Annotated in this window: 20 protein-coding genes; 9 read left to right on the top strand and 11 right to left on the bottom strand. The window is 61.9% G+C overall.

From position 1 onward, the window contains the following. The first annotated feature begins 2 nt into the window (after positions 1 to 2). The 8 genes from lptC to J3P97_RS04075 all read left to right on the top strand — a co-directional run bounded on the left by lptC (position 3) and on the right by J3P97_RS04075 (position 5,508). Entirely contained in the window at positions 3 to 575 is a 573-nt protein-coding gene (gene lptC / locus J3P97_RS04110; protein WP_434602830.1) for an LPS export ABC transporter periplasmic protein LptC, read from the top strand. Further along, on the top strand, positions 562 to 1,110 hold the full coding sequence (lptA, locus tag J3P97_RS04105) for a lipopolysaccharide transport periplasmic protein LptA (protein WP_305496790.1): 549 nt from the start codon (positions 562 to 564) through the stop codon (positions 1,108 to 1,110). The genes lptC and lptA overlap by 14 nt, the downstream gene beginning before the upstream one ends. Then, positions 1,110 to 1,835 (top strand): LPS export ABC transporter ATP-binding protein, encoded by a 726-nt coding sequence (gene lptB, locus J3P97_RS04100; protein WP_305496791.1) that lies wholly within the window; start codon positions 1,110 to 1,112, stop codon positions 1,833 to 1,835. The genes lptA and lptB overlap by 1 nt, the downstream gene beginning before the upstream one ends. A 163-nt stretch (positions 1,836 to 1,998) precedes the next feature. Next, positions 1,999 to 3,492, top strand: coding sequence for an RNA polymerase factor sigma-54 (locus J3P97_RS04095; RefSeq protein WP_434602829.1), 1,494 nt, complete (start codon positions 1,999 to 2,001; stop codon positions 3,490 to 3,492). Positions 3,493 to 3,568: 76 nt separating this feature from the next. Further along, on the top strand, positions 3,569 to 3,877 hold the full coding sequence (gene hpf / locus J3P97_RS04090; protein WP_039592236.1) for a ribosome hibernation-promoting factor, HPF/YfiA family: 309 nt from the start codon (positions 3,569 to 3,571) through the stop codon (positions 3,875 to 3,877). Positions 3,878 to 3,889: 12 nt separating this feature from the next. Beyond that, the gene (ptsN, locus tag J3P97_RS04085; protein WP_210642854.1) at positions 3,890 to 4,354 is read left to right on the top strand and encodes a PTS IIA-like nitrogen regulatory protein PtsN; all 465 of its coding nucleotides are present in this window, start codon (positions 3,890 to 3,892) and stop codon (positions 4,352 to 4,354) included. A gap of 5 nt (positions 4,355 to 4,359) precedes the next feature. Beyond that, entirely contained in the window at positions 4,360 to 5,217 is an 858-nt protein-coding gene (gene rapZ / locus J3P97_RS04080; protein WP_434569801.1) for an RNase adapter RapZ, read from the top strand. A gap of 15 nt (positions 5,218 to 5,232) precedes the next feature. Further along, positions 5,233 to 5,508: an HPr family phosphocarrier protein gene (locus J3P97_RS04075; RefSeq protein ID WP_434602828.1), complete on the top strand. Its 276-nt coding sequence runs from the start codon at positions 5,233 to 5,235 to the stop codon at positions 5,506 to 5,508. 70 nt (positions 5,509 to 5,578) lie between these two features. Here the strand turns inward: J3P97_RS04075 and J3P97_RS04070 are convergent, their stop codons facing one another. The 6 genes from J3P97_RS04070 to pmbA all read right to left on the bottom strand — a co-directional run bounded on the left by J3P97_RS04070 (position 5,579) and on the right by pmbA (position 10,949). Next, positions 5,579 to 6,469 carry a ZIP family metal transporter gene (locus tag J3P97_RS04070; RefSeq protein WP_434673538.1) on the bottom strand — a complete coding sequence of 297 codons (891 nt, stop codon included), beginning with the start codon at positions 6,467 to 6,469 and terminating at the stop codon, positions 5,579 to 5,581. Positions 6,470 to 6,496: 27 nt separating this feature from the next. Further along, positions 6,497 to 7,108: a superoxide dismutase gene (locus J3P97_RS04065; RefSeq protein ID WP_434673537.1), complete on the bottom strand. Its 612-nt coding sequence runs from the start codon at positions 7,106 to 7,108 to the stop codon at positions 6,497 to 6,499. 1 nt (position 7,109) lies between these two features. Then, positions 7,110 to 7,550, bottom strand: coding sequence for a hypothetical protein (locus J3P97_RS04060; RefSeq protein ID WP_434673536.1), 441 nt, complete (start codon positions 7,548 to 7,550; stop codon positions 7,110 to 7,112). A gap of 27 nt (positions 7,551 to 7,577) precedes the next feature. After that, positions 7,578 to 8,954 (bottom strand): class II fumarate hydratase, encoded by a 1,377-nt coding sequence (locus J3P97_RS04055; RefSeq protein WP_434673535.1) that lies wholly within the window; start codon positions 8,952 to 8,954, stop codon positions 7,578 to 7,580. Beyond that, positions 8,947 to 9,342: a FagA protein gene (locus J3P97_RS04050; protein WP_434569807.1), complete on the bottom strand. Its 396-nt coding sequence runs from the start codon at positions 9,340 to 9,342 to the stop codon at positions 8,947 to 8,949. The genes J3P97_RS04055 and J3P97_RS04050 overlap by 8 nt, the downstream gene beginning before the upstream one ends. Positions 9,343 to 9,602: 260 nt before the next feature. Further along, positions 9,603 to 10,949: a metalloprotease PmbA gene (pmbA, locus tag J3P97_RS04045; RefSeq protein ID WP_434626111.1), complete on the bottom strand. Its 1,347-nt coding sequence runs from the start codon at positions 10,947 to 10,949 to the stop codon at positions 9,603 to 9,605. 108 nt (positions 10,950 to 11,057) lie between these two features. Between pmbA and yjgA the strand changes: the two genes are divergently transcribed. Next, the gene (gene yjgA, locus J3P97_RS04040; protein WP_014336624.1) at positions 11,058 to 11,582 is read left to right on the top strand and encodes a ribosome biogenesis factor YjgA; all 525 of its coding nucleotides are present in this window, start codon (positions 11,058 to 11,060) and stop codon (positions 11,580 to 11,582) included. A 155-nt stretch (positions 11,583 to 11,737) separates the two neighbouring features. Here the strand turns inward: yjgA and tldD are convergent, their stop codons facing one another. The 5 genes from tldD to J3P97_RS04015 form a co-directional block, all read right to left on the bottom strand. Beyond that, positions 11,738 to 13,180 (bottom strand): metalloprotease TldD, encoded by a 1,443-nt coding sequence (gene tldD / locus J3P97_RS04035; protein WP_434673534.1) that lies wholly within the window; start codon positions 13,178 to 13,180, stop codon positions 11,738 to 11,740. A gap of 5 nt (positions 13,181 to 13,185) precedes the next feature. Continuing rightward, positions 13,186 to 14,049, bottom strand: a complete 864-nt coding sequence (locus J3P97_RS04030) for a carbon-nitrogen hydrolase family protein (protein WP_434569809.1) — start codon at positions 14,047 to 14,049, stop codon at positions 13,186 to 13,188. Between the two features lie 135 nt (positions 14,050 to 14,184). Continuing rightward, on the bottom strand, positions 14,185 to 17,988 hold the full coding sequence (locus tag J3P97_RS04025; RefSeq protein WP_434673533.1) for a YhdP family protein: 3,804 nt from the start codon (positions 17,986 to 17,988) through the stop codon (positions 14,185 to 14,187). 61 nt (positions 17,989 to 18,049) lie between these two features. Continuing rightward, the gene (gene rng / locus J3P97_RS04020; RefSeq protein WP_305496813.1) at positions 18,050 to 19,507 is read right to left on the bottom strand and encodes a ribonuclease G; all 1,458 of its coding nucleotides are present in this window, start codon (positions 19,505 to 19,507) and stop codon (positions 18,050 to 18,052) included. Positions 19,508 to 19,563: 56 nt separating this feature from the next. Further along, complete coding sequence (locus tag J3P97_RS04015) at positions 19,564 to 20,160, bottom strand: Maf family protein (protein ID WP_434673532.1); 597 nt, start codon at positions 20,158 to 20,160, stop codon at positions 19,564 to 19,566. Between the last annotated feature and the right edge of the window lie 24 nt (positions 20,161 to 20,184).

Raw genomic sequence — 20,184 nt, 5'->3', positions numbered from 1 at the left:
CTATGCTAAGCAAGAAAATTCGCACCATCCTGGTGTTCGGCTGTATCACCGCCATCTTCGCGGCGGTGGGCTACTGGAACATCAGCCCGGAACGCTTCCTCGACCAGCCTGCGGTCCAGGCGCCGGAAAACGATATCGACTGGTACGCGACCAACACGCACACCTTGCAGTACTTGCCTGACGGCAAGCTGCAGTATGAGATGACGTCGGACAAGGTCGATCACGTGAAGGCCAGCGACATCACGCTGGTCACCAAGCCGGACCTGAACATGTTCCGCGGCACGGAGTTTCCGTGGCACGTACAAAGCGAGCGTGCCGAGGTCAATCCCGGCGGCACCGAGGTGGAACTGATCGACTCGGTACGCGTGGCCCGAACCGATGAGAAGAACCGTACGACCATCATTACCAGTACCCGTATGACAGTCTTCCCGCAGCGCCAATATGCGCAGACCGAGCAACCCGTTAGAATCGACGGCGCCGGCGGCGTGTCGACCGGCACGGGAATGAAGGCCTATTTGAAGGAAAGCAGGATACACCTGCTATCGAACGTAAGAGGACAGTATGAAGCTCGCTAAAACCCTCCCTATTTTGCTCAGTCTGGGCGCAGCACTGGGAAGCGCGAGCGCCTGGGCCCTCCCCACCGACCGCGACCAGCCTATCCGCATCCAGGCCGACGACGCGCAACTGGACGACAAGAACGGCGTCGCCACCTATAAAGGTGACGTGATCATCACCCAGGGTTCGATGAAGGTCACCGGCAATACCGTGACCATCACCCGCACCCAGTCCGGCGACATCGACGTGGTCACCTCGGTAGGCAACCTGGCCTACTTCGAGCAAATGCAAACCGCGGGCGACACCAAGCCGGTCCAGGGTTATGGCGTCACCATCCAGTACCACGCCTCCCAGGACCGCGTCGTATTGATCGACCGCGCCAAGGTTGTCGACAAGGACAACAACGTGACCCAAGGCGAGAAAATCGTCTACGACACCAACAAGAAACTCGCCAGCGCTGGTCGCGCCACAGGCAGCAAGGTCACCGAATCGCGCCCGCGCATCGACATGGTGATCCAGCCGAAAAAGAAAACCGACGAGCAGAAGGCCCAGTAATGGCAACTCTGAAAGCTCAGCATCTGGCCAAGAGCTACAAGAACCGCCAAGTCGTGCGTGACGTCAGCCTGTCCATCGAAAGCGGCCAGATCGTAGGCTTGCTCGGCCCCAATGGCGCGGGCAAGACCACCTGTTTCTACATGATTGTCGGCCTGGTGCAGGCCGACCAGGGTCGAGTGCTGATCGATGATCTGGACGTCAGCCACCGGCCGATGCATGGCCGGGCAAAGGCTGGCATTGGCTACCTGCCACAAGAGGCGTCGATCTTCCGCAAATTGTCGGTAGCCGACAACATCATGGCGATCCTGGAAACCCGCCAGGAGCTCGACAAGGCCGGCCGTCGCCAGGAGCTGGAAAGCCTACTGCAGGAGTTCCATATCAGCCACATTCGCGACAACCTGGGCATGAGCCTTTCCGGTGGTGAACGTCGCCGCGTGGAGATCGCCCGCGCCCTGGCCACCGCGCCGAAATTCATTCTGCTGGATGAGCCGTTTGCCGGCGTGGACCCGATTTCGGTGGGCGACATCAAGCAGATCATCCATCACCTCAAGGCCAAGGGAATCGGTGTGCTGATCACCGACCACAACGTGCGCGAGACGCTGGATATCTGTGAAACCGCCTACATCGTCAACGATGGCCAGCTGATCGCCGAGGGTGACTCCGCCACCATCCTGGCCAACGAACTGGTCAAGGAAGTATACCTGGGCCATGAGTTCCGCCTTTAAGCCAAAGGTGGCCTGGCGGATGCCCGGGCGCCCTCAATTAATTGAGATAGCCCCCTAGGCAAACACTTCAGTTTCAGGCATATAATTTGCTTAAGTTTGGCGCTTCGGCGCCCTGTAGTGGATGGCGCATGTGCGCCGGCGAATAAGGTGTTAAGCCCCAGCCATGAAACCATCGCTAGTCTTGAGAATGGGCCAGCAGCTGACGATGACACCGCAGCTGCAACAGGCTATCCGCCTACTCCAATTGTCGACCCTGGACCTGCAACAGGAAATCCAGGAGGCGCTGGAGTCCAATCCGATGCTCGAACGCCAGGAAGAAGGCGACGACTTCGACAATACCGACCCACTGGCCGACAACGTCGAGCAGAAAACTACCCCGGAGGTCCCGGAACCGTCCTATCAGGAAGCCGCCCCGACGGTAGATAACCTCGACGATGGCGAATGGAGCGAACGCATTCCCAATGACCTGCCCGTAGACACGGCGTGGGAAGACGTCTACCAGACCAGCGCCAGCAGCCTGCCAGGCGGTGACGACGACGAGTGGGACTTCACCACTCGCACCTCTGCTGGCGAAAGCCTGCAAAGCCATCTGCTGTGGCAACTGAACCTGGCGCCGATGTCGGATACCGACCGTCTGATCGCGGTGACGTTGATCGATTGCATCAACAACCAGGGCTACCTGGACGAGACCCTCGAAGAAATCCTCGAAGCCTTTGACCCGGAGCTCGATATCGAGCTGGACGAGATCGAAGCTGTCCTGCATCGCATCCAGCAATTCGAACCCGCCGGCATTGGCGCTCGCAACCTAGGCGAATGCCTGCTGCTGCAATTGCGCCAGCTGCCCGCCAAGACGCCATGGCTGGCCGAAGCCAAGCGCCTGGTCACCGACTACATCGACCTGCTGGGCGGCCGCGACTACAGCCAGTTGATGCGTCGGATGAAGCTCAAGGAAGATGAGCTGCGCCAGGTCATCGAACTGGTGCAAAGCCTGAATCCGCGCCCCGGCTCGCAAATCGAATCCACCGAGCCCGAGTATGTCGTCCCCGATGTGATCGTACGCAAGCACAACGATCGCTGGCTGGTGGAGCTGAACCAGGAATCGGTACCCAAGCTGCGGGTCAATGCCCAATACGCCGGTTTTGTGAAGCGTGCCGACACCAGCGCCGACAATACCTTCATGCGCAATCAGTTGCAGGAGGCGCGCTGGTTCATCAAGAGCCTGCAAAGCCGCAACGAAACCCTGATGAAAGTCGCCACCCAGATCGTCGAGCATCAGCGCGGCTTCCTGGAGTACGGTGACGAAGCGATGAAACCGTTGGTCTTGCATGACATCGCCGAGGCGGTGGGCATGCACGAGTCGACGATTTCGAGGGTGACTACCCAGAAATTCATGCATACCCCAAGGGGCATCTATGAATTGAAATACTTTTTCTCCAGCCACGTCAGTACCTCCGAAGGCGGTGAATGCTCGTCCACGGCCATCCGCGCGATCATTAAAAAACTGGTCGCTGCGGAAAATCAGAAAAAGCCGTTGAGTGACAGCAAGATCGCTGGTTTACTGGAGGCACAAGGCATTCAGGTGGCCCGCCGTACCGTCGCCAAATACCGCGAATCCCTGGGAATCGCGCCTTCGAGCGAACGCAAGCGGTTGATGTAACAGGCCACGCCACAGCGTTCCAGTGGCAGGTATTTCTACCTGCCGCTTTATGCACTGGCAACGAAGGAGAAGCTGTATGCAAGTCAACATCAGTGGACACCAACTGGAAGTGACCGAACCCCTGCGCACCTACATCGGCGAAAAACTCGACCGATTGGAAAGGCATTTCGACAAGATCACCAACGTGCAAGTCACGATGAACGTCGAGAAGCTGCTGCAGAAAATCGAAGCCACGCTGCATATCCCCGGCGGAGAAGTGGTTGCCAACGCAGAGCATTCAGACATGTATGCCGCGATTGACCTGCTGACCGACAAGCTGGATCGCCAACTCAAAAAGCATAAGGAAAAGACCCAGAGCCTCCTCCAGGGCGCAACCGGTCGTTAACCCCCCTAATCCATGATCCGACTAGAATCCATCCTGACCCCCGGCCGTTCCCAGGTGAACGCGCCGGGTGGCAGTAAAAAGAAAGCCCTCGAACAAATCGCCAACCTGATCCACCGCGAAGTGCCGGATCTGGAAATGCAGGACGTTTTCGAGGCGTTGGTTGCCCGTGAAAAACTCGGTTCCACCGGTTTTGGCAACGGCATCGCCATTCCCCATTGCCGCCTCAAGGGTTGTTCCGCGCCGATCAGTGCGCTGCTACACCTTGAAGCCCCCATCGATTTCGACGCCATCGACGGCGCCCCGGTCGACCTGCTGTTCGTATTGCTGGTCCCGGAAGCGGCGACCGATGCGCACCTCGAGCTGCTGCGCCAGATCGCCAGCATGCTAGACCGCAAGGAAGTACGCGAAAAACTGCGCAGCGCCCCGAGCAACGAAGCCTTGTATCAGGTAGTCCTGGACGAGCAGAACGGCCATTAAACAACATGCGCATGATCATCGTCAGTGGCCGCTCCGGCTCCGGTAAAAGCACGGCCCTCAACGTCCTTGAGGACAGCGGCTACTATTGCATCGACAATTTGCCGGCCGGCCTGCTTCCGGAACTGGCCGAGCGCGCCCTGATCCATACCGAGCTGGCGCAACCGCTGGTCGCCGTGTCCATCGACGCCCGCAACCTGCCGAGCCATTTGTCGCGCTTCCCGGCGTTGCTTGAGGAAGTGCGCAGCCGGCACATCCAGTGCGACGTGTTGTACCTGGACGCAGACGAAGAAACCCTGCTCAAGCGCTTTTCGGAAACCCGTCGACGCCACCCGTTGAGCAACGCCAGCCGCTCCCTGGCTGAAGCGATCCATGACGAGAGCCAACTGCTGGGGCCGATTGCCGACCTGGCGGACCTGAAGGTCAACACTACCCACCTGAATCTGTACCAGTTGCGCGACACCATCAAGTTGCGCCTGCTGAACCAGCCGGAACCCGGTACGGCGTTCCTGGTGGAGTCGTTCGGCTTCAAGCGTGGCATGCCCGTGGATGCCGACCTGGTGTTTGATGTCCGCTGCCTGCCCAATCCTTACTGGAAACCTGAACTGCGTGAGCAGTCCGGGCTCGACCAGCCGGTGATCGACTACCTGGCTGCCCAGCCGGATGTCGAGGAAATGTACCAGGACATCTCCAGCTATCTACTCAAATGGCTGCCGCGTTTTGCCGCCAACAACCGTGCCTATGTCACGATTGCCGTTGGCTGCACTGGCGGTCATCACCGTTCCGTGTACCTGACCGAACGCCTGGGTCAGCTCCTGCAACAAACCTTGAAGAATGTCCAGGTTCGCCACCGCGACCTCAGCTAAAGGATTCACATCGCGATGCCTGCTCGGGAAATTGAAATCATCAACAAGCTGGGTTTGCATGCCCGTGCATCGGCGAAATTCGTAGGTGTCGCGGGCAAGTTTCCAGAAACCACGATCAGGGTCGGGCGCACGCCGGAGGCGACAGTCGACGGTAAGAGCATCATGGCGATGATGATGCTGGCTGCGGGTAAAGGCACCAAGATCCACTTGAGTACCGAAGGTGAACAGGCGCAGGAAGCCATGGATGCGCTGGTGGCACTGATCAACAACTATTTCGACGAAGGCGAGTAATCAGGTACTGCTGACTTGCCGGTGGTGAGGGAGCAAGCTCCCTCACCACAAAAGCTCATCCACTTGCACATCACCCCAACGCCGTATCCATCACCATCATCAAGCAGAACCCAATCAAAAGCCCCAGGCTCGCCAGTTTTTCATGCCCATTGCGGCGCGATTCTGGAATCACCTCATGGGTCACCACCAACAGCATCGCCCCAGCGGCCAGCGCCAGCCCCAACGGCAACAGCACCTCGGCCAACGTCACCAGCCAGGCACAGAGCAATGCGAACACCGGCTCGACCAGCCCTGACGCTGCGCCAATCAGGAACGCCTTGACCCGCGACATCCCCGCCGCGGCCAGCACCAGCGCAATCACCAGCCCTTCCGGCACATCCTGCAAAGCGATGCCCATCGCCAGGCTATCGGCATCCGCCATGCCGCCGCCCGCCGAAACGCCCACCGCCATGCCTTCCGGGATGTTGTGGGCGATGATGGCGAACACGAACAACCAGACCCGCGGCGCAATAACCGGTCGTCCTGGGGTCGCAACCAGTCTTTCAGGGCTGGCAGAGACCTTGCGGTCCACCAGGTACAGTCCGAACGCACCCGACAGGATGCCGAAACAGATGAGCCCGCTGGCCGCCCAAGGCGTGAAGCCCAACTGCTCGGCTGCGGCAATGCCCGGCACGATGAGCGAAAACGCGGTGGCGGCGAGCATCACCCCCGCCCCGAAGCCCAGCAGTGAATCGCTCATGGCTTGAGGCATGCGCCGTATCACCAGCACCGGCACCGCGCCCAACGCCGTACCCAAGGCGCAAAGCCCGCCGCCCTGGAGCGCACGCAACATTTTTGGCTCAAGGTCCAGCCACGCCAGCCCTTGGGCCACCAATAATGTCATGCCGGCCAACAGCAACAGCGAGCCCAAGGCATAGCGGAACATTCGCCCGCCGCCTATCGCCAGAGTTTCAGTGTCCATAGTCAGCCTTGGGTTGTTTATAAGAACTCAAGCAAGCGCAGCCTGATAGCGCCGGGCGACTTCTGGCCAATTGATCACGTTGTAGAACGCGCTGATGTATTCCGGACGGCGGTTTTGATACAGCAGGTAATAGGCATGCTCCCAGACGTCCAGGCCCAGGATCGGCGTGTTGCCGCCCATCAGCGGGCTGTCCTGGTTGCCGCTGCTTTCCACCACCAGAGTCTTTTGCGGGGTCACACTCAACCAGGCCCAGCCGCTGCCGAAGCGGGTCAGTGCCGCTTTCGTGAAGGCTTCCTTGAACTGATCGAGACCGCCCAACTGCGCGTCTATCGCCGCTGCCAGCGCACCGTCCGGCTGGCCGCCACCGTGGGGCGTCATCACTTCCCAGAACAGCGAGTGGTTCGCATGACCACCGCCCTGGTTGATCACCGCGGCTCGTAGCGCCTGCGGTAATTGCTCCACGCTGGCCACCAGTTTTTCTATGGGCCAATCGGCATATTCAGTGCCATCCACCGCCGCGTTGAGGTTGTTGATATAAGTCTGGTGATGCTTGGTGTAGTGAATCTCCATGGTCTGCGCATCGATGTGCGGTTCCAGGGCGTCGTAGGCGTAAGGCAATGCAGGCAAGGTGAAAGCCATCTCAGTGGACTCCGTAGTGATGAGGGATTTGGCTGTGCCGGGACGAAACGGCAGCGTTGTGCAGCAGGCGCTGAGTGCGTGGGTACTCGCCATGCTCGCTGATGAAATTCAGCAGTTCGACGTAGGTCCTGTGGCTTTGGCGCATCGCGGCGGCACGCAGGGCCGGCGCCAGGCGTTCGTCCTGCATGGCCTGCAATAACCGTTGGTGAATCGCGCAGAGGTACTCGGCGCTCTCCTCCGGCTGGTTCAGGCGCAAGTGCAGATCCGCCAGGTTGTGATGCGACACGACACAGGCGGCCACGGCTTCGTCGGCATCCGCCCAACGCTCGAACAACACCTGCGCCAGGGCCAGGGCCTGCAGGTAGGCTTCGCGGGCATCCACCCACTCACCCTGCAGGAAATGGTGGTTGGCCCGTTCGATCGTACGTTTCCAATGCTCCATGATGAGTCCTCCACACAAGTGTCGGGGTTACACACCACCGGCGGTGAGCTTTTCCGGGTCCAGCAGAATCTCCAGTTCGGCGCGCGACAGGTCGGTGTGTTCCAAGGCGACATCGATCACCGGGCGACCCTGCTGATAAGCCTTCTTGGCTATTTCAGCGGCCTTCTGGTAACCAATGATCGGATTCAGTGCCGTGACCAGGATAGGATTGCGCGACAGCGCTTCCTTGAGCCTGGCTTCGTTGACCTTGAACGTGGCGATGGCCTTGTCCGCCAGCAATCGGCTGGCGGTGGACATCAGGGCGATGCTGCTCAGCAGGTTCTGGGCGATGATCGGCAGCATCACGTTGAGTTCGAAATTGCCCGACTGGCCGGCGATGGTAATCACCGTGTCGTTGCCGATGACCTGGGCCGCGACCATGGCGGTGGCTTCGGGGATGACCGGGTTGACCTTGCCGGGCATGATCGAGGAGCCCGGCTGCAGGCCTTCGAGCTCGATCTCGCCCAGCCCGGCCAGCGGCCCTGAGTTCATCCAGCGCAGGTCGTTGGCGATTTTCATCAGCGACACGGCAATGGTCTTGAGCTGCCCGGAAACCGCCACGGCAGTGTCCTGGGAGCCGATCAGCGCGAACAGGTTCTTGCCCGGGGTGAATTGCACCTGGGTCAGTTGCGTCAGCTGCTGGCTGAACAATTCGGCGAAGCGTGGATGGGCATTGACGCCAGTGCCAACCGCCGTACCGCCCTGGGCCAGGGACTGCAGGCTCGGCAACAGATCCTGCAAGTGGCCGATGTTGGCCTTGAGCTGCTGCGCCCAACCGTCGAGCACCTGGCTCAAGCGCACCGGCATGGCATCCATCAGGTGGGTGCGGCCAGTCTTTATGAAGGGGTGGACTTCTTCGGCCTTGCGTTCGATCACCTGGACCAGGTGCAACAGCGCCGGCAGCAATTGCTCGTGCAGGGCCAGCGCGGCGCTGACATGAATACTGGTGGGGATGATGTCGTTGCTGCTCTGGCCACAATTGACGTGGTCGTTCGGGTTGACCACCTCTTCCAGCAAGCGACTGGCAAGCGTGGCAATCACTTCGTTGGCGTTCATGTTGGAACTGGTGCCGGAGCCGGTCTGGAAGATATCCACCGGGAAATGCGCCATGAAGTCGCCTTCGAGCAGGCCCTGGGCCGCATCGACGATGGCTTTGCCCTGGGCGACGCTGATTTGCTCCAACTCGACATTGGCTCGTGCGGCGGCGGCCTTGGCCAGGATCAGGGCACGAATGAACTGCGCCGGCATGCGCTGGCCGCTGACCGGAAAATTATCCACGGCGCGCTGGGTCTGCGCGCCATAGAGTGCGTCCACGGGGACCTGAAGTTCACCCATGCTGTCGCGTTCGATACGGGTATTACTCATCGGGAAATCCTTGCTCCAGTTCAATAAGGGAAATCGACGGCTCCAGCGCGCAGCTAGCCAGGGCCCAGGCATGGCTTTGCCAACGCTTGAGGCGGCAGCGGCAAAGCGCTTGCCGCTCAAGTTCACGCAAAGGGCGCCAGGCTTGATCCAGGCAGAGGTTGCGCCAGTGCCAGGGCAGCGCGACATCCGAAGCGGTGTCGAGCAACAGCCGGAAGGCAGTTTCGCCAATCATCCACGGCGAGGTGGCGGTGCAGCAGGCCAGGTAGCGCCCCTCGGCCAGGTAGTGTTCGATCAGCCGCGGCTCGTCCGGGCTCATCGCGCAGCGGATCTGGCGACTCATCCAGCGCCAGTTTTCAAGGTAGGGTTGTTCGTGCAGGGCAAGACTCATGACCGGGGCTCACTCGGCGAATGAGATTCATTATTAGATGATAATAAGAACCAACACAACAGCAAGATAGCACTCACCATCGTGGCGAGGGAGCTTGCTCCCGCTGGGTCGCGCAGCGGCCCCAGGATTTTGCGGTCGCTGCGCAACCGAGCGGGAGCAAGCTCCCTCGCCACAAAAGCTCTCTTGTCGCGGGTTTCTGCGGGCACAAAAAAAAGCGCGTCATCCCAACGGATGACGCGCCTTTTTTGAAGCGATGAGTTTCAGCTACCCGCCACCATCATTCGCTCGATCAGCACCGAGCCGGTGCGGATGTTGCTGCGCAGCTCCAAGTCGCTGCCCACCGCCACGATCTGCTTGAACATGTCGCGCATGTTGCCGGCAATGGTGACTTCCTGGACCGGGAACTGGATCTCGCCATTTTCGACCCAGAACCCCGCCGCGCCACGGGAATAATCGCCTGTCACCATGTTCAAGCCGTGGCCCATCAGCTCGGTGACCAACAACCCACGCCCCATGCGCCGCAGCAGCGCTGCCTGGTCTTCCTCGCCATGAGTGACGAACAGGTTGTGCACGCCACCGGCGTTAGCGGTGCTCGGCATGCCCAATTTGCGACCCGAATAGGTGCCGAGGATGTACGAAACCAGCTCGCCGTTTTCCACGAACGGCTTGGCATAGGTGGCCAGGCCATCCCCGTCGAAAGCCGAACTGCCCATGGCCTGCATCAGGTGCGGACGCTCGTCGATGGTCATCCATTCCGGAAACAGTTTCTGGCCCAGCGCGCCTTCGAGGAACGAGGATTTGCGGTACAGGTTGCCGCCGGACACCGCTGACAGGAAGCTGCCGAACAAGCCACCGGCCAACTCGGCGGAGAACAGCACCGGCACCTCACAGGTCGGCACAGGCCGCGCGCCGAGGCGACTGGCGGCCCGTTGCGCAGCCTTCTGGCCGATGCTCACCGGGTCCGCCAGCAATGTGCCCTGGCGACTCACGTCGTACCAGTAGTCGCGCTGCATCTGCCCGTCGGCCTCGGCGATCATCACGCAGCTGAGGCTGTGGCGGGTCGATGCGTACCCGCCGATGAAACCATGGCTGTTGCCATAAACGCGGCACCCTTGGTGGGTATTGAGCGTAGTGCCGTCGGCATTCTTGATCCGGCTGTCGGCGTCGAATGCCGCCGCTTCGCAGCGCAGTGCCTGCTCGATGGCCTGCTCGGGCGTGATGTCCCAGGCGTGGAACAGATCGAAGTCCTTGAGCTCCTTGCACATCAGCGCGGCATCGGCCAGGCCGGAGGCTTCGTCTTCGGATGTATGCTGGGCAATCGCCAGTGCAGCGGCGACTGTTTCGCGAATGGCGTCAGGGCCGCTGGCCGAGGTGCTGGCCGACCCCTTGCGCTGCCCCACGTAAAGGGTGATGCCAAAGCCTTGGTCGCGATTGAATTCGACGGTCTCCACTTCGCGTTGGCGCACCGACGTCGACAGCCCCTGCTCCAGCGACACCGCCACTTCGCACGCACTGGCGCCCTGTCGCCTGGCTTCGGCGAGGATCTGCTCGACCTGTTCCTGCAGTGCCGGCAATGCTTGCGGGCCGACGCTTTGAACTGCACTCATGGTGTTCTCCACTCAAATTCTGCTTTCGGTAATGGCCATCGAGCGACCGGGCCGGACAAGCGGCCCCCGACTGGTTATCATGGCGGCGTTTCTTTGCGGACTGCCACCATGGTTGATTCTTACGACGACTCCCTCTACGAGGGTGAAAAAAGCAAATCCCAGGTCAAACGCGAGCTGCATGCTCTGGTTGACCTCGGCGAGCGCCTGACAACACTCAAGCCTGACTTGCTGGCCAAACTGCCCTTGACCGACGCCTTGCGCCGGGCCCTGGCCGATGCGCCCAAGCACACCGCGAATATCGCGCGTAAACGGCACCTGCAATTCATCGGCAAGCTGATGCGCGACCAGGACACTGACGCCATCCTGGTTCTGCTCGACCAGCTCGATGCCTCCACCCGGCAGTACAACGAGCGCTTCCACAACCTGGAACGCTGGCGTGATCGCCTGATCGCAGGCGATGACGGCACTCTGGAAAAATTCGTCATCGACTACCCGGAGGCCGATCGCCAGCAACTGCGCTCGCTGATCCGTCAGGCCCAGCACGAACTGGCGCAGAACAAGCCGCCGGCGTCGAGCCGTAAAATCTTCAAGTACATCCGTGAGCTGGACGAGACTCAACGCGGCCTGCGCTGATCGTAACAGCTTGACTCCTCTGCAAGAGGCGGCAGTTACCGTGGCGAGGGAGCTTGCTCCCGCTCGGTTGCGTAGCAACCGCATTGGGGCTACTGCGTAGCCCGGCGGGAGCAAGCTCCCTCGCCACGATGACGTGCGCACATCCCTGAATATTTTTATGCGCCCGTGCCACCCACGGTAATCGCATCGATCTTCAGTGTCGGCTGACCGACGCCTACCGGCACCGACTGACCGTCCTTGCCACACGTGCCCACGCCGCTGTCCAGCGCCAGGTCGTTACCGACCATGGAAACTTTGCTCATCGCCTCCGGCCCGTTGCCGATCAACGTCGCACCCTTGACCGGCGCAGTGATCTTGCCGTCTTCGATCAGGTAGGCCTCGCTGGTGGAAAACACGAACTTGCCGCTGGTGATGTCCACCTGGCCGCCGCCGAGATTGGCGCAGTAGATGCCCTTCTTCACCGACGCGATGATTTCCGCCGGATCGCTCTGGCCGCCGAGCATGTAGGTGTTGGTCATGCGCGGCATGGGCAGGTGCGCGTAAGACTCGCGGCGACCGTTGCCGGTGCGGGCCACGCCCATCAAGCGGGCATTGAGCTTGTCCTGCATGTAGCCCTTGAGCACGCCGTTCTCGATCAGCGTGGTGCATTCGGTCGGGGTGCCTTCGTCGTCGACGCTCAGCGAACCACGACGCCCGGCGAGCGTGCCGTCATCGACGATGGTGCAGAGTTTCGAGGCGACCATCTCCCCCATGCGCCCGCTGTAGGCCGAACTGCCCTTGCGGTTGAAATCGCCTTCCAGGCCGTGGCCCACTGCTTCGTGCAGCAGCACGCCGGACCAGCCGGACCCAAGCACCACTGGCAACGTGCCGGCCGGGGCCGGGATGGCCTCAAGGTTCACCAGCGCCTGGCGCAGCGCTTCGCGGGCATAGCCCATGGCGCGGTCTTCACTGAGGAAATAACGATAGTCGGTACGACCACCACCACCGTGGCCACCGCGCTCACGGCGACCGTTCTGCTCGACGATCACGCTGACGTTGAAACGCACCAGCGGCCGCACATCCGCCGCCAGGCCACCGTCGGTGGAGGCCACCAGAATCCGCTCCCAGACCCCGGCCATGCTCACCGATACCTGCTGGATACGCGGGTCGAGGGAACGCGTGGCGACGTCAATGCGCTTGAGCAGCTCGACCTTTTCGGCGCGACTCATGACTTCCAGTGGGTTGTCCGGCGCATACAGCTGGGCCACGTCCTGGCTGCTGAACGCCTGGACCGTGCCATTCTGCCCGGCCCGGGAAATCGAGCGAGCCGCACGAGCCGCGGCGCCGAGGGCCTCAAGGGTGATGGCGTTGCTGTAGGCAAACCCGGTCTTTTCGCCGGATTGGGCACGCACGCCCACACCCTGGTCGAGGTTGAAACTGCCTTCCTTGACGATGCCGTCTTCCAGCGACCAGGACTCGGAAATCTGTCCCTGGAAATACAGGTCGGCCGCATCGATGCCCGGACCGGCCAGGTCGCCCAGCACGCCTTGCAGGCTTTCGAGGGTCACGCCGCCTGGGGCTAAAAGGTGTTCACTGACTGAGGACAACAACCCGCTCATATGTTTTACGCCTTGAATTCGTCGTCTTGGACAGGTCGCTGTCGGGCGCCCTGCGAGAAAAAGCGCCGATGGCTCGCCACCGGCATGCGCGCCCGGATGGACGCCTGTTCACTGTCGTCGCGCTCGGCCAGCAGCACGGCCTCGCCTTGATCCTGTTGCGCCAGCACACGTCCCCACGGGTCGACTATCGCGGCATGGCCAAAGGTTTCCCGGGGCCCCGGATGCAACCCACCCTGGGCGGCCGCCAGCACGTAGCACTGGGTTTCGATGGCCCGGGCGCGAATCAGTACGTCCCAATGCGCAGCGCCGGTCACCGCGGTAAACGCCGAAGGCGCGGTAATCAGCTCGGCCCCGGCCGCCCGCAACTCGCTGTAGAGCTCGGGAAAACGCAAGTCGTAGCAGACCGTCAGGCCAACCCGGCCCACCGGTGTGTCGGCAACCACCACGTTGCCGCCATAAGCATAGTCATCGGATTCACGGTAACGACCGCGATTGTCCGCCACGTCCACGTCGAACAGGTGCAGCTTGTCATAACGCGCGACGATCTCGCCCTGGTCGTCCACCAGCAACGAACATGCATGGGCCTTGGCCTCGGGCTGGCCCACCGGCGGCAACGGCAACGTGCCGGCCACAATCCATAACCTGAGGTCGCGCGCGACCTGTTTCAACCACGGCAGGATCGGACCCTGACCAAAGGCTTCGGCCCGCGCGATATCAGCAACGTCCCGCCGGCCCATGGCCGCGAAGTTTTCCGGCAGCACCGCCAGCCGTGCGCCACCCGCCGCGGCCTGCTCCAGCAACACCCGGGCACGGGCCAGGTTGGCGAGCACATCGCTCTGGCTGACCATTTGAATCACGGCGATTGGCATGGTGCCTCCTTACTATCGAATCTCCCTTGTGGGAGCGAGCCTGCTCGCGAAAGCGCTGGGTCAGTTCACATCACTTGCACTGATCCTATGCCTTCGCGAGCAGGCTCGCTCCCACAAAGGGATTGTCACTACCTGTCAAAACGGCTTGTCGAAAGTGATCTTCGGCTCTTTCCACGGCCCCTTGACGTCGTATCTTACGCTGGCAAAACGCGCGACGCGGTCGCCGATCAGCTTGTCGATCAGAAACAGCGCCCCACCCACCGCCGGTGCGCCGACGATCAACGCGGCGATCGGCAGGTTATTGGTGACGGGCAAGGTTACCAGCAGTTTGGCATCGACCCGGTCGGCCACCATGTCCAGCGTTCCGTTGAGTTCCAGGTTGCTCGAAGGTCCGGTCAGGGTGATCGGCTCGCGAGTCACGTACACACCGCTGCTCGCCACCAGCAGGCCCTTGACCCGATCGTAGCTCAGCCCCTTGCCGAACAGATCGGAGAAATCCAGGCGCAAGCGCCGGCCGATGGAGTTGAAGTTCAACAGGCCGAAAACCCGCAAGGCCTGGGCGCTGCCTTCGACTTCGACGAACTGACCCTTGTTGAGTGACGCATCGAGGCTGCCGGAGAAACGCTTGGTGGCGACCCATGCAGGTGAACCGGGCCAGCGTCCGTCGACGTCCAGATGGAATTCCTGGCTTGTCACGCTAGGCGCAAACCCCCAACCCTTGAGCACATCGGCGAGGTTCTTGCCCTTGATCCGGCCTTTGTACCAACTGCTGGTGGAACCGGGCAGGCCCTCCCAGGCGCCATTGCCATGCAGGACCATGCCCTTGAGGCCCATGTCCAGGTCATTCAGCGCGATGCCCTTGCCCGTCGGCCGGACTTTCAGCGACCAGGCACCAATGAGATCCGGCCCCTGGAACAACTGGTCGATGGCGATATCCATCGCCGGGATTTTGCTCGGGTCGACCGAGGCCAGTGGGTCCGGGGCGTTTTCGTCGGCCTGGACCGTCGGGTCCGCGGCCGGCAGGCGCACATAGTCGAGGCGGATTCCGATTGGCGCGGCCTTCGCATCCGGCAGGTTGACGCTGCCCTTGGCCTGCTGGCTATCGAGCCGCAGGGCCCAGGCATCGGCCTTGCGGTCCAACTGCACCGAGGCCTGGTCAAGCGTCGTGCCCATCGCGGTGAGCTTGCCAACCTTGAGATCGGCACTGTTGAGCACCTGCCGGGCACTGCCGCCCGGGTCCTTGCCGGCATATTTGCCCAACAGATCCTGCCAGGGGCTCACGTCCAGCTCCGACAATGTGCCGCGCAGCCGCAGCCCCTTGGCGCCAGGCAGAACCGCCTCGCCGGCGCCCAGCAGCAATTCGCCACGCCCGTCAGCGATTTTTCCGCTCGGCGCGGCGTAAGTGAAACTGGCCAGGTCGCCATAATCGACCCAGTAGCGACGCTCCGCCCCTTGCAACGTCATACGGAACACCGTGTCGCGCCCGACATCCGCAGCCATGCCGAAGGGCGCCGGCAGATCCACCGCCACGCCCTTGAGATCGGAGCTGACCGACAATTGGCTGTCGGCACCGTTGAGCGTCACTTGCAACTGATAGGGAACCACGCCGGAGATGGGCAACGGCTGGGTCACGCTCAACCAGTCCGTAAGCTTCTTGACCTCGACCCGCCCGGACGCCACCACCCGTGTGTCGAGCGCACCGGCACGGCCCTCGGCAAAAATCTGCGCGCTTACCGGCCGGTCGAATGCCCGGGCCGCGATGTTCTTGCCACTGAGCCCCTTGTTGCTGTCGAAACGGAAGTCGCCCTTGAGCTGGGTCAGCTCCAGCGCCGGCTCACTGAGCTTGAGCCGGGCCTTGTCGGTACTGAAATCCACCAGGATCTTCGGCTGTTCACCTTTGGCCAGCGGGATATCCAGGTTCACCTTGCCTTGCAGGTCGCCCTCGCCTTCCCAACCGGCGAAGGTCTCGGCCGTGCCGATGGGTGCGGTCTGGAGGATTTTCAGCCCGTCGCCCAATACCCCGGCAAAGCCGCCGTCCAACAACAGATGGACATTCTGCCCGGCCGGCGCATGGGGAATGGTTACCGCAACATCCTTGACCTGGGTGTCCAGCAGTTGCCCCTGGCTGGCATAGATACGTACGCCGCTGTCCTCGACAAAGACGTCGCCGCTGACCTTGCTGACCGAAGGCCAGCCCGGCTGGAACGCCAGCTCGGCGTCGTGCACCTTGAAAAACAGGCTGATGCTGCGAGACGCGTCCTCGGCACCTTTGTTCAGCGAGCCCTGGTACTGGAAAAAACCCTCGTCCACCGCGCCCTTGACGATGGCGGTGCGCAACCATTCATCCAGCGCCGGACTGAGGACGGCCGGCAGGTACTTGGCGGTGTAGCGCCCGTCACCGTCCACCAGGCCGACCCGCAGGTCCATGTAGTCTTCCTGGCTGTGGTCGAAATGCAGGCGGATCAGGAAGTCGCCGGCAATCCGCCCTTCCTCTCCCAGCACCTTCAAGTACGGTGCGATCAGGGTGACCCCCTGCTTGTCGAGCTTCCAGGTCAGCCGGGCATTGGCCTGCAAGTATTGCCAGGGCTTGGCGAAAATCGGGTCCAGGTGCAGGGAAAAATCCTTGCTGTTCATGCGCAGCTCACCGCCGCCGAGGTCACCGCTGAGGCTGCCGGAGACGTTGCGCGCCGCCGGGGCGCCGCGATAGGCGTCGAACCCGACCGTGTCCAGATTGGTGGCGAAGCTGATTTTCTGATCACCGGTGTTCTGTGGCCGGTAATCCAGCAACACGTTGCGCAGGCCACCGGTCACCTTGAGCCGGTCGATCGCCGTGGCGACACCTTCGGGCAATGGCGCCAAGGCATTGAGCAACGGCGTGAGCGGCGTCAGGTCAACGCGATCGGCCTGCACGTGCCAGCGCTCCTCGACCTTCTCGGTGGCGCCGTTCTGTTGCAATTGCAGGCGTGTTTCCCAGCGCGTCTCACCCAGGTTCATCGCCAGCGAGTCGAAGGTCGCGGTGAACCCCTGGCTGCTGCGCTGGAAATATCCGTTGAGGGCCAGGTTGTGGATCTGCACGGGCTTGCGATCGGCATAGGCGCCCTGGATCTGTGGCGCGTTCAACCGCACGGCGGCGCTTTGCACCGTGCCCTCGCCCCAACTGAGCCAGAATTCCCCACCGGCCTTGATCTCGGCAAAATTCCACTGCCGGGTCAGGCGTTTCGGCAGCCATTTCGACCAGTCGCTTTGCGGCAGGCTCAGGTACGCGTCGGCCTCGCCATTTCGCCAATCGCTGGCGCGGATACGGGTGCGCAGGTTGAGCGCCACGGGCTGGCCGTCAGGCAGGGTAAGACGTGCGTCCAGGCGCTGGCGAGCCGGACCGGTGCGCAAGCTCAGACCAACATAGGTCAGGCTCAGGGGCGGATGGTCCAGCGGTTGCAAGGTGACCTGACTGTCGAGCACCGACAGTTTTGAAATCATCTGCATGCGCTCAAGCAACTGCTGCGGATCGAGCGGCTGATCATCCTTCACCGGCAGGCCTTCAAGGGACCATTTGCCGTCAGCGCCCTCTTTCAGGCTGACCTTCAGGCCGCTGACTTCCAGATGAGCGATGCGCACCTGGCGCGCCAGCAGGCTGTCCCACACCGCAGGCACGGCACGTACCTGATCCAGGTGCAAGGCGTTGGGCCCCTCGCCGACAACCACGTCGCGCGCCGCCAGGACGGGCGCCAGGGCGCTCCAGCTGCCTTCGAGGCTACCAACGTGCACAGGAATGCCCAACGCTTCGCCGGCCCGGCTCTCGACTTCGGCGCGATACTCGGCCACCAGCGGGATCAACTCCCGGCCGAGGCTGACATACAAGGCCAGCAGTATCAGCAGCAGCGCACACAGGCCCAGCCCCCAGCGAGTCAGCGTCCCCATAAGGCGTGTCAGACGCTCCATGTCAGCGGGCTCCCCTGGCAAAGGCATTCATATTCGCGGCCCTGGCGCTGCGCGCGCCGCTTCAGAGCAACACCACGTCGTACTGTTCCTGGGAATACATGGTTTCCACCTGGAAGCGAATCGTGCGCCCGATAAAGGCCTCCAGTTCCGCGACGTTGCCGGACTCCTCATCCAGCAGGCGATCCACCACCTTCTGGTTCGCCAACACTCTATAGCCGGTGGCCTGGTAGGCGCGCGCCTCCCGGAGGATTTCCCGGAAGATTTCGTAACACACGGTTTCCGGAGTCTTCAGCTTGCCCCGGCCCTGGCAACTGCTGCACGGCTCGCACAGCACCTGCTCAAGGCTCTCGCGGGTGCGCTTGCGAGTCATCTGCACCAGGCCCAGTTCGGTAATGCCGATGATGTTGGTCTTGGCGTGGTCGCGTTCGAGCTGTTTTTCCAGGGTCCGCAGCACCTGGCGCTGGTGCTCTTCGTCTTCCATGTCGATGAAGTCGATGATGATGATCCCGCCCAGGTTACGCAGGCGCAGTTGCCGGGCGATGGCCGTGGCCGCTTCAAGATTGGTCTTGAAGATGGTTTCCTCAAGGTTGCGATGGCCGACGAATGCACCGGTATTGACGTCGATGGTGCTCATCGCCTCGGCCGGATCGACCACCAGGTAACCGCCGGATTTGAGCGGCACCTTGCGTTCAAGGGCTCGCTGGATTTCATCTTCGACGCCGTACAGATCGAAAATCGGCCGCTCGCCAGGGTAGTGCTCCAGGCGGTCGGCGATTTCCGGCATCAGCTCGGCGACGAATTGGGTGGTTTTCTGGAAGGTTTCCCGGGAATCGATACGGATTTTCTCGATCTTCGGGCTGACCAGGTCCCGCAGGGTCCGCAGCGCCAGGCCCAGGTCCTCGTAGATCACACTCGGCGTGGCGATGGTCTTGATCTGCTCGGCGATCTGGTCCCAGAGCCTGCGCAGGTAGCGTATATCCATGAGGATTTCATCGGCCCCGGCGCCCTCGGCGGCCGTGCGCAGGATGAAACCGCCGGCCTCCTTGATGCCTTCTTTCTCAACGCAGTCGCTGACAACCTTCTTCAGACGCTCGCGTTCGGCTTCGTCCTCGATCTTCAGGGAGATGCCAACGTGGGCGGTGCGCGGCATGTACACAAGATAGCGCGACGGAATCGACAACTGGGTGGTCAGGCGCGCGCCCTTCGAGCCGATGGGGTCCTTGGTGACCTGCACCACCAGGCTCTGGCCTTCATGGACCAAGGCGCTGATGCTCTCTACCGCCGGCCCTTCGCGCATCGAAATTTCCGAGGCGTGGATGAACGCCGCGCGGTCCAGGCCGATATCGACGAAGGCCGCCTGCATGCCCGGCAGCACCCGTACCACCTTGCCCTTGTAGATATTGCCGACGATCCCGCGTTTTTGCGTACGCTCGACATGGACCTCTTGCAGGACGCCGTTTTCAACCACCGCCACGCGCGATTCCATCGGCGTGATGTTGATCAGGATCTCTTCACTCATGGCAGGGTCTCGTTCAGGCATATTCACGATTATGGCCGCATCTGGTCAGACGGCGCTCAGCGCGCGCTCAAGGTTTGCCAACAGGGTATGCCGAAATGGCCGAGCAGCTCGAAGGTTTCGCACAGCGGCAGGCCGACCACGGCCGAATAACTGCCTTCGAGGTCGGCGATAAACACCGCGCCCAGCCCTTGGATACCATAGCCGCCCGCCTTGTCATGGGGTTCGCCGCTGGCCCAGTACGCCATCGCTTCCTGCTCCGTGACCGGGCGAAAGCGCACCCGACTGCGAACCACCCGGGATTCGCAACGCTGGCCATCGAGCACTGCAATCGCGGTCAATACCTCATGGTCGCGACCGGACAGGCTCAGCAGCATCGACTTGGCATCGGCCTGGTCCTGAGGCTTGCCGAGAATCCGGCCATCCAGTACCACCGCGGTATCGGCTCCCAGCACGCAGCCCTCGGCGTCGGAGTGCAACGCGCGCAGCCCGGCCTCGGCCTTGCCCCGCGCCAGGCGCTCGACATAGGCCGATGGGGTCTCGTGGTCGAGGGGCGTTTCGTCGATGTCCGCGCTGATCGCAGTAAAGGGAACGCCGATCTGCGTGAGCAATTCACGCCGACGCGGCGAGCCCGAGGCAAGGTAAAGCGGTTTCATCAAGACATCTCCCTTGTACGCGCC

Source organism: Pseudomonas sp. R1-15 (assembly GCF_051132085.1).
Taxonomy (GTDB): domain Bacteria; phylum Pseudomonadota; class Gammaproteobacteria; order Pseudomonadales; family Pseudomonadaceae; genus Aquipseudomonas.
This window is presented reverse-complemented; position numbering and strand designations above follow the sequence as displayed.

Coding starts and splice junctions, on each gene's coding strand:
- lptB (WP_305496791.1), top strand. CDS start 1,110: ATGGCAACTCTGAAAGCTCAGCATCTGGCCAAGAGCTACAAGAACCGC.
- lptA (WP_305496790.1), top strand. CDS start 562: ATGAAGCTCGCTAAAACCCTCCCTATTTTGCTCAGTCTGGGCGCAGCA.
- tldD (WP_434673534.1), bottom strand. CDS start 13,180: ATGAGCGGGTTGTTGTCCTCAGTCAGTGAACACCTTTTAGCCCCAGGC.
- pmbA (WP_434626111.1), bottom strand. CDS start 10,949: ATGAGTGCAGTTCAAAGCGTCGGCCCGCAAGCATTGCCGGCACTGCAG.
- yjgA (WP_014336624.1), top strand. CDS start 11,058: ATGGTTGATTCTTACGACGACTCCCTCTACGAGGGTGAAAAAAGCAAA.
- J3P97_RS04095 (WP_434602829.1), top strand. CDS start 1,999: ATGAAACCATCGCTAGTCTTGAGAATGGGCCAGCAGCTGACGATGACA.
- rapZ (WP_434569801.1), top strand. CDS start 4,360: ATGCGCATGATCATCGTCAGTGGCCGCTCCGGCTCCGGTAAAAGCACG.
- ptsN (WP_210642854.1), top strand. CDS start 3,890: ATGATCCGACTAGAATCCATCCTGACCCCCGGCCGTTCCCAGGTGAAC.
- J3P97_RS04065 (WP_434673537.1), bottom strand. CDS start 7,108: ATGGCTTTCACCTTGCCTGCATTGCCTTACGCCTACGACGCCCTGGAA.
- J3P97_RS04075 (WP_434602828.1), top strand. CDS start 5,233: ATGCCTGCTCGGGAAATTGAAATCATCAACAAGCTGGGTTTGCATGCC.
- J3P97_RS04015 (WP_434673532.1), bottom strand. CDS start 20,160: ATGAAACCGCTTTACCTTGCCTCGGGCTCGCCGCGTCGGCGTGAATTG.
- J3P97_RS04030 (WP_434569809.1), bottom strand. CDS start 14,049: ATGCCAATCGCCGTGATTCAAATGGTCAGCCAGAGCGATGTGCTCGCC.
- J3P97_RS04060 (WP_434673536.1), bottom strand. CDS start 7,550: ATGGAGCATTGGAAACGTACGATCGAACGGGCCAACCACCATTTCCTG.
- J3P97_RS04070 (WP_434673538.1), bottom strand. CDS start 6,469: ATGGACACTGAAACTCTGGCGATAGGCGGCGGGCGAATGTTCCGCTAT.
- rng (WP_305496813.1), bottom strand. CDS start 19,507: ATGAGTGAAGAGATCCTGATCAACATCACGCCGATGGAATCGCGCGTG.
- J3P97_RS04050 (WP_434569807.1), bottom strand. CDS start 9,342: ATGAGTCTTGCCCTGCACGAACAACCCTACCTTGAAAACTGGCGCTGG.
- J3P97_RS04025 (WP_434673533.1), bottom strand. CDS start 17,988: ATGGAGCGTCTGACACGCCTTATGGGGACGCTGACTCGCTGGGGGCTG.
- lptC (WP_434602830.1), top strand. CDS start 3: ATGCTAAGCAAGAAAATTCGCACCATCCTGGTGTTCGGCTGTATCACC.
- J3P97_RS04055 (WP_434673535.1), bottom strand. CDS start 8,954: ATGAGTAATACCCGTATCGAACGCGACAGCATGGGTGAACTTCAGGTC.
- hpf (WP_039592236.1), top strand. CDS start 3,569: ATGCAAGTCAACATCAGTGGACACCAACTGGAAGTGACCGAACCCCTG.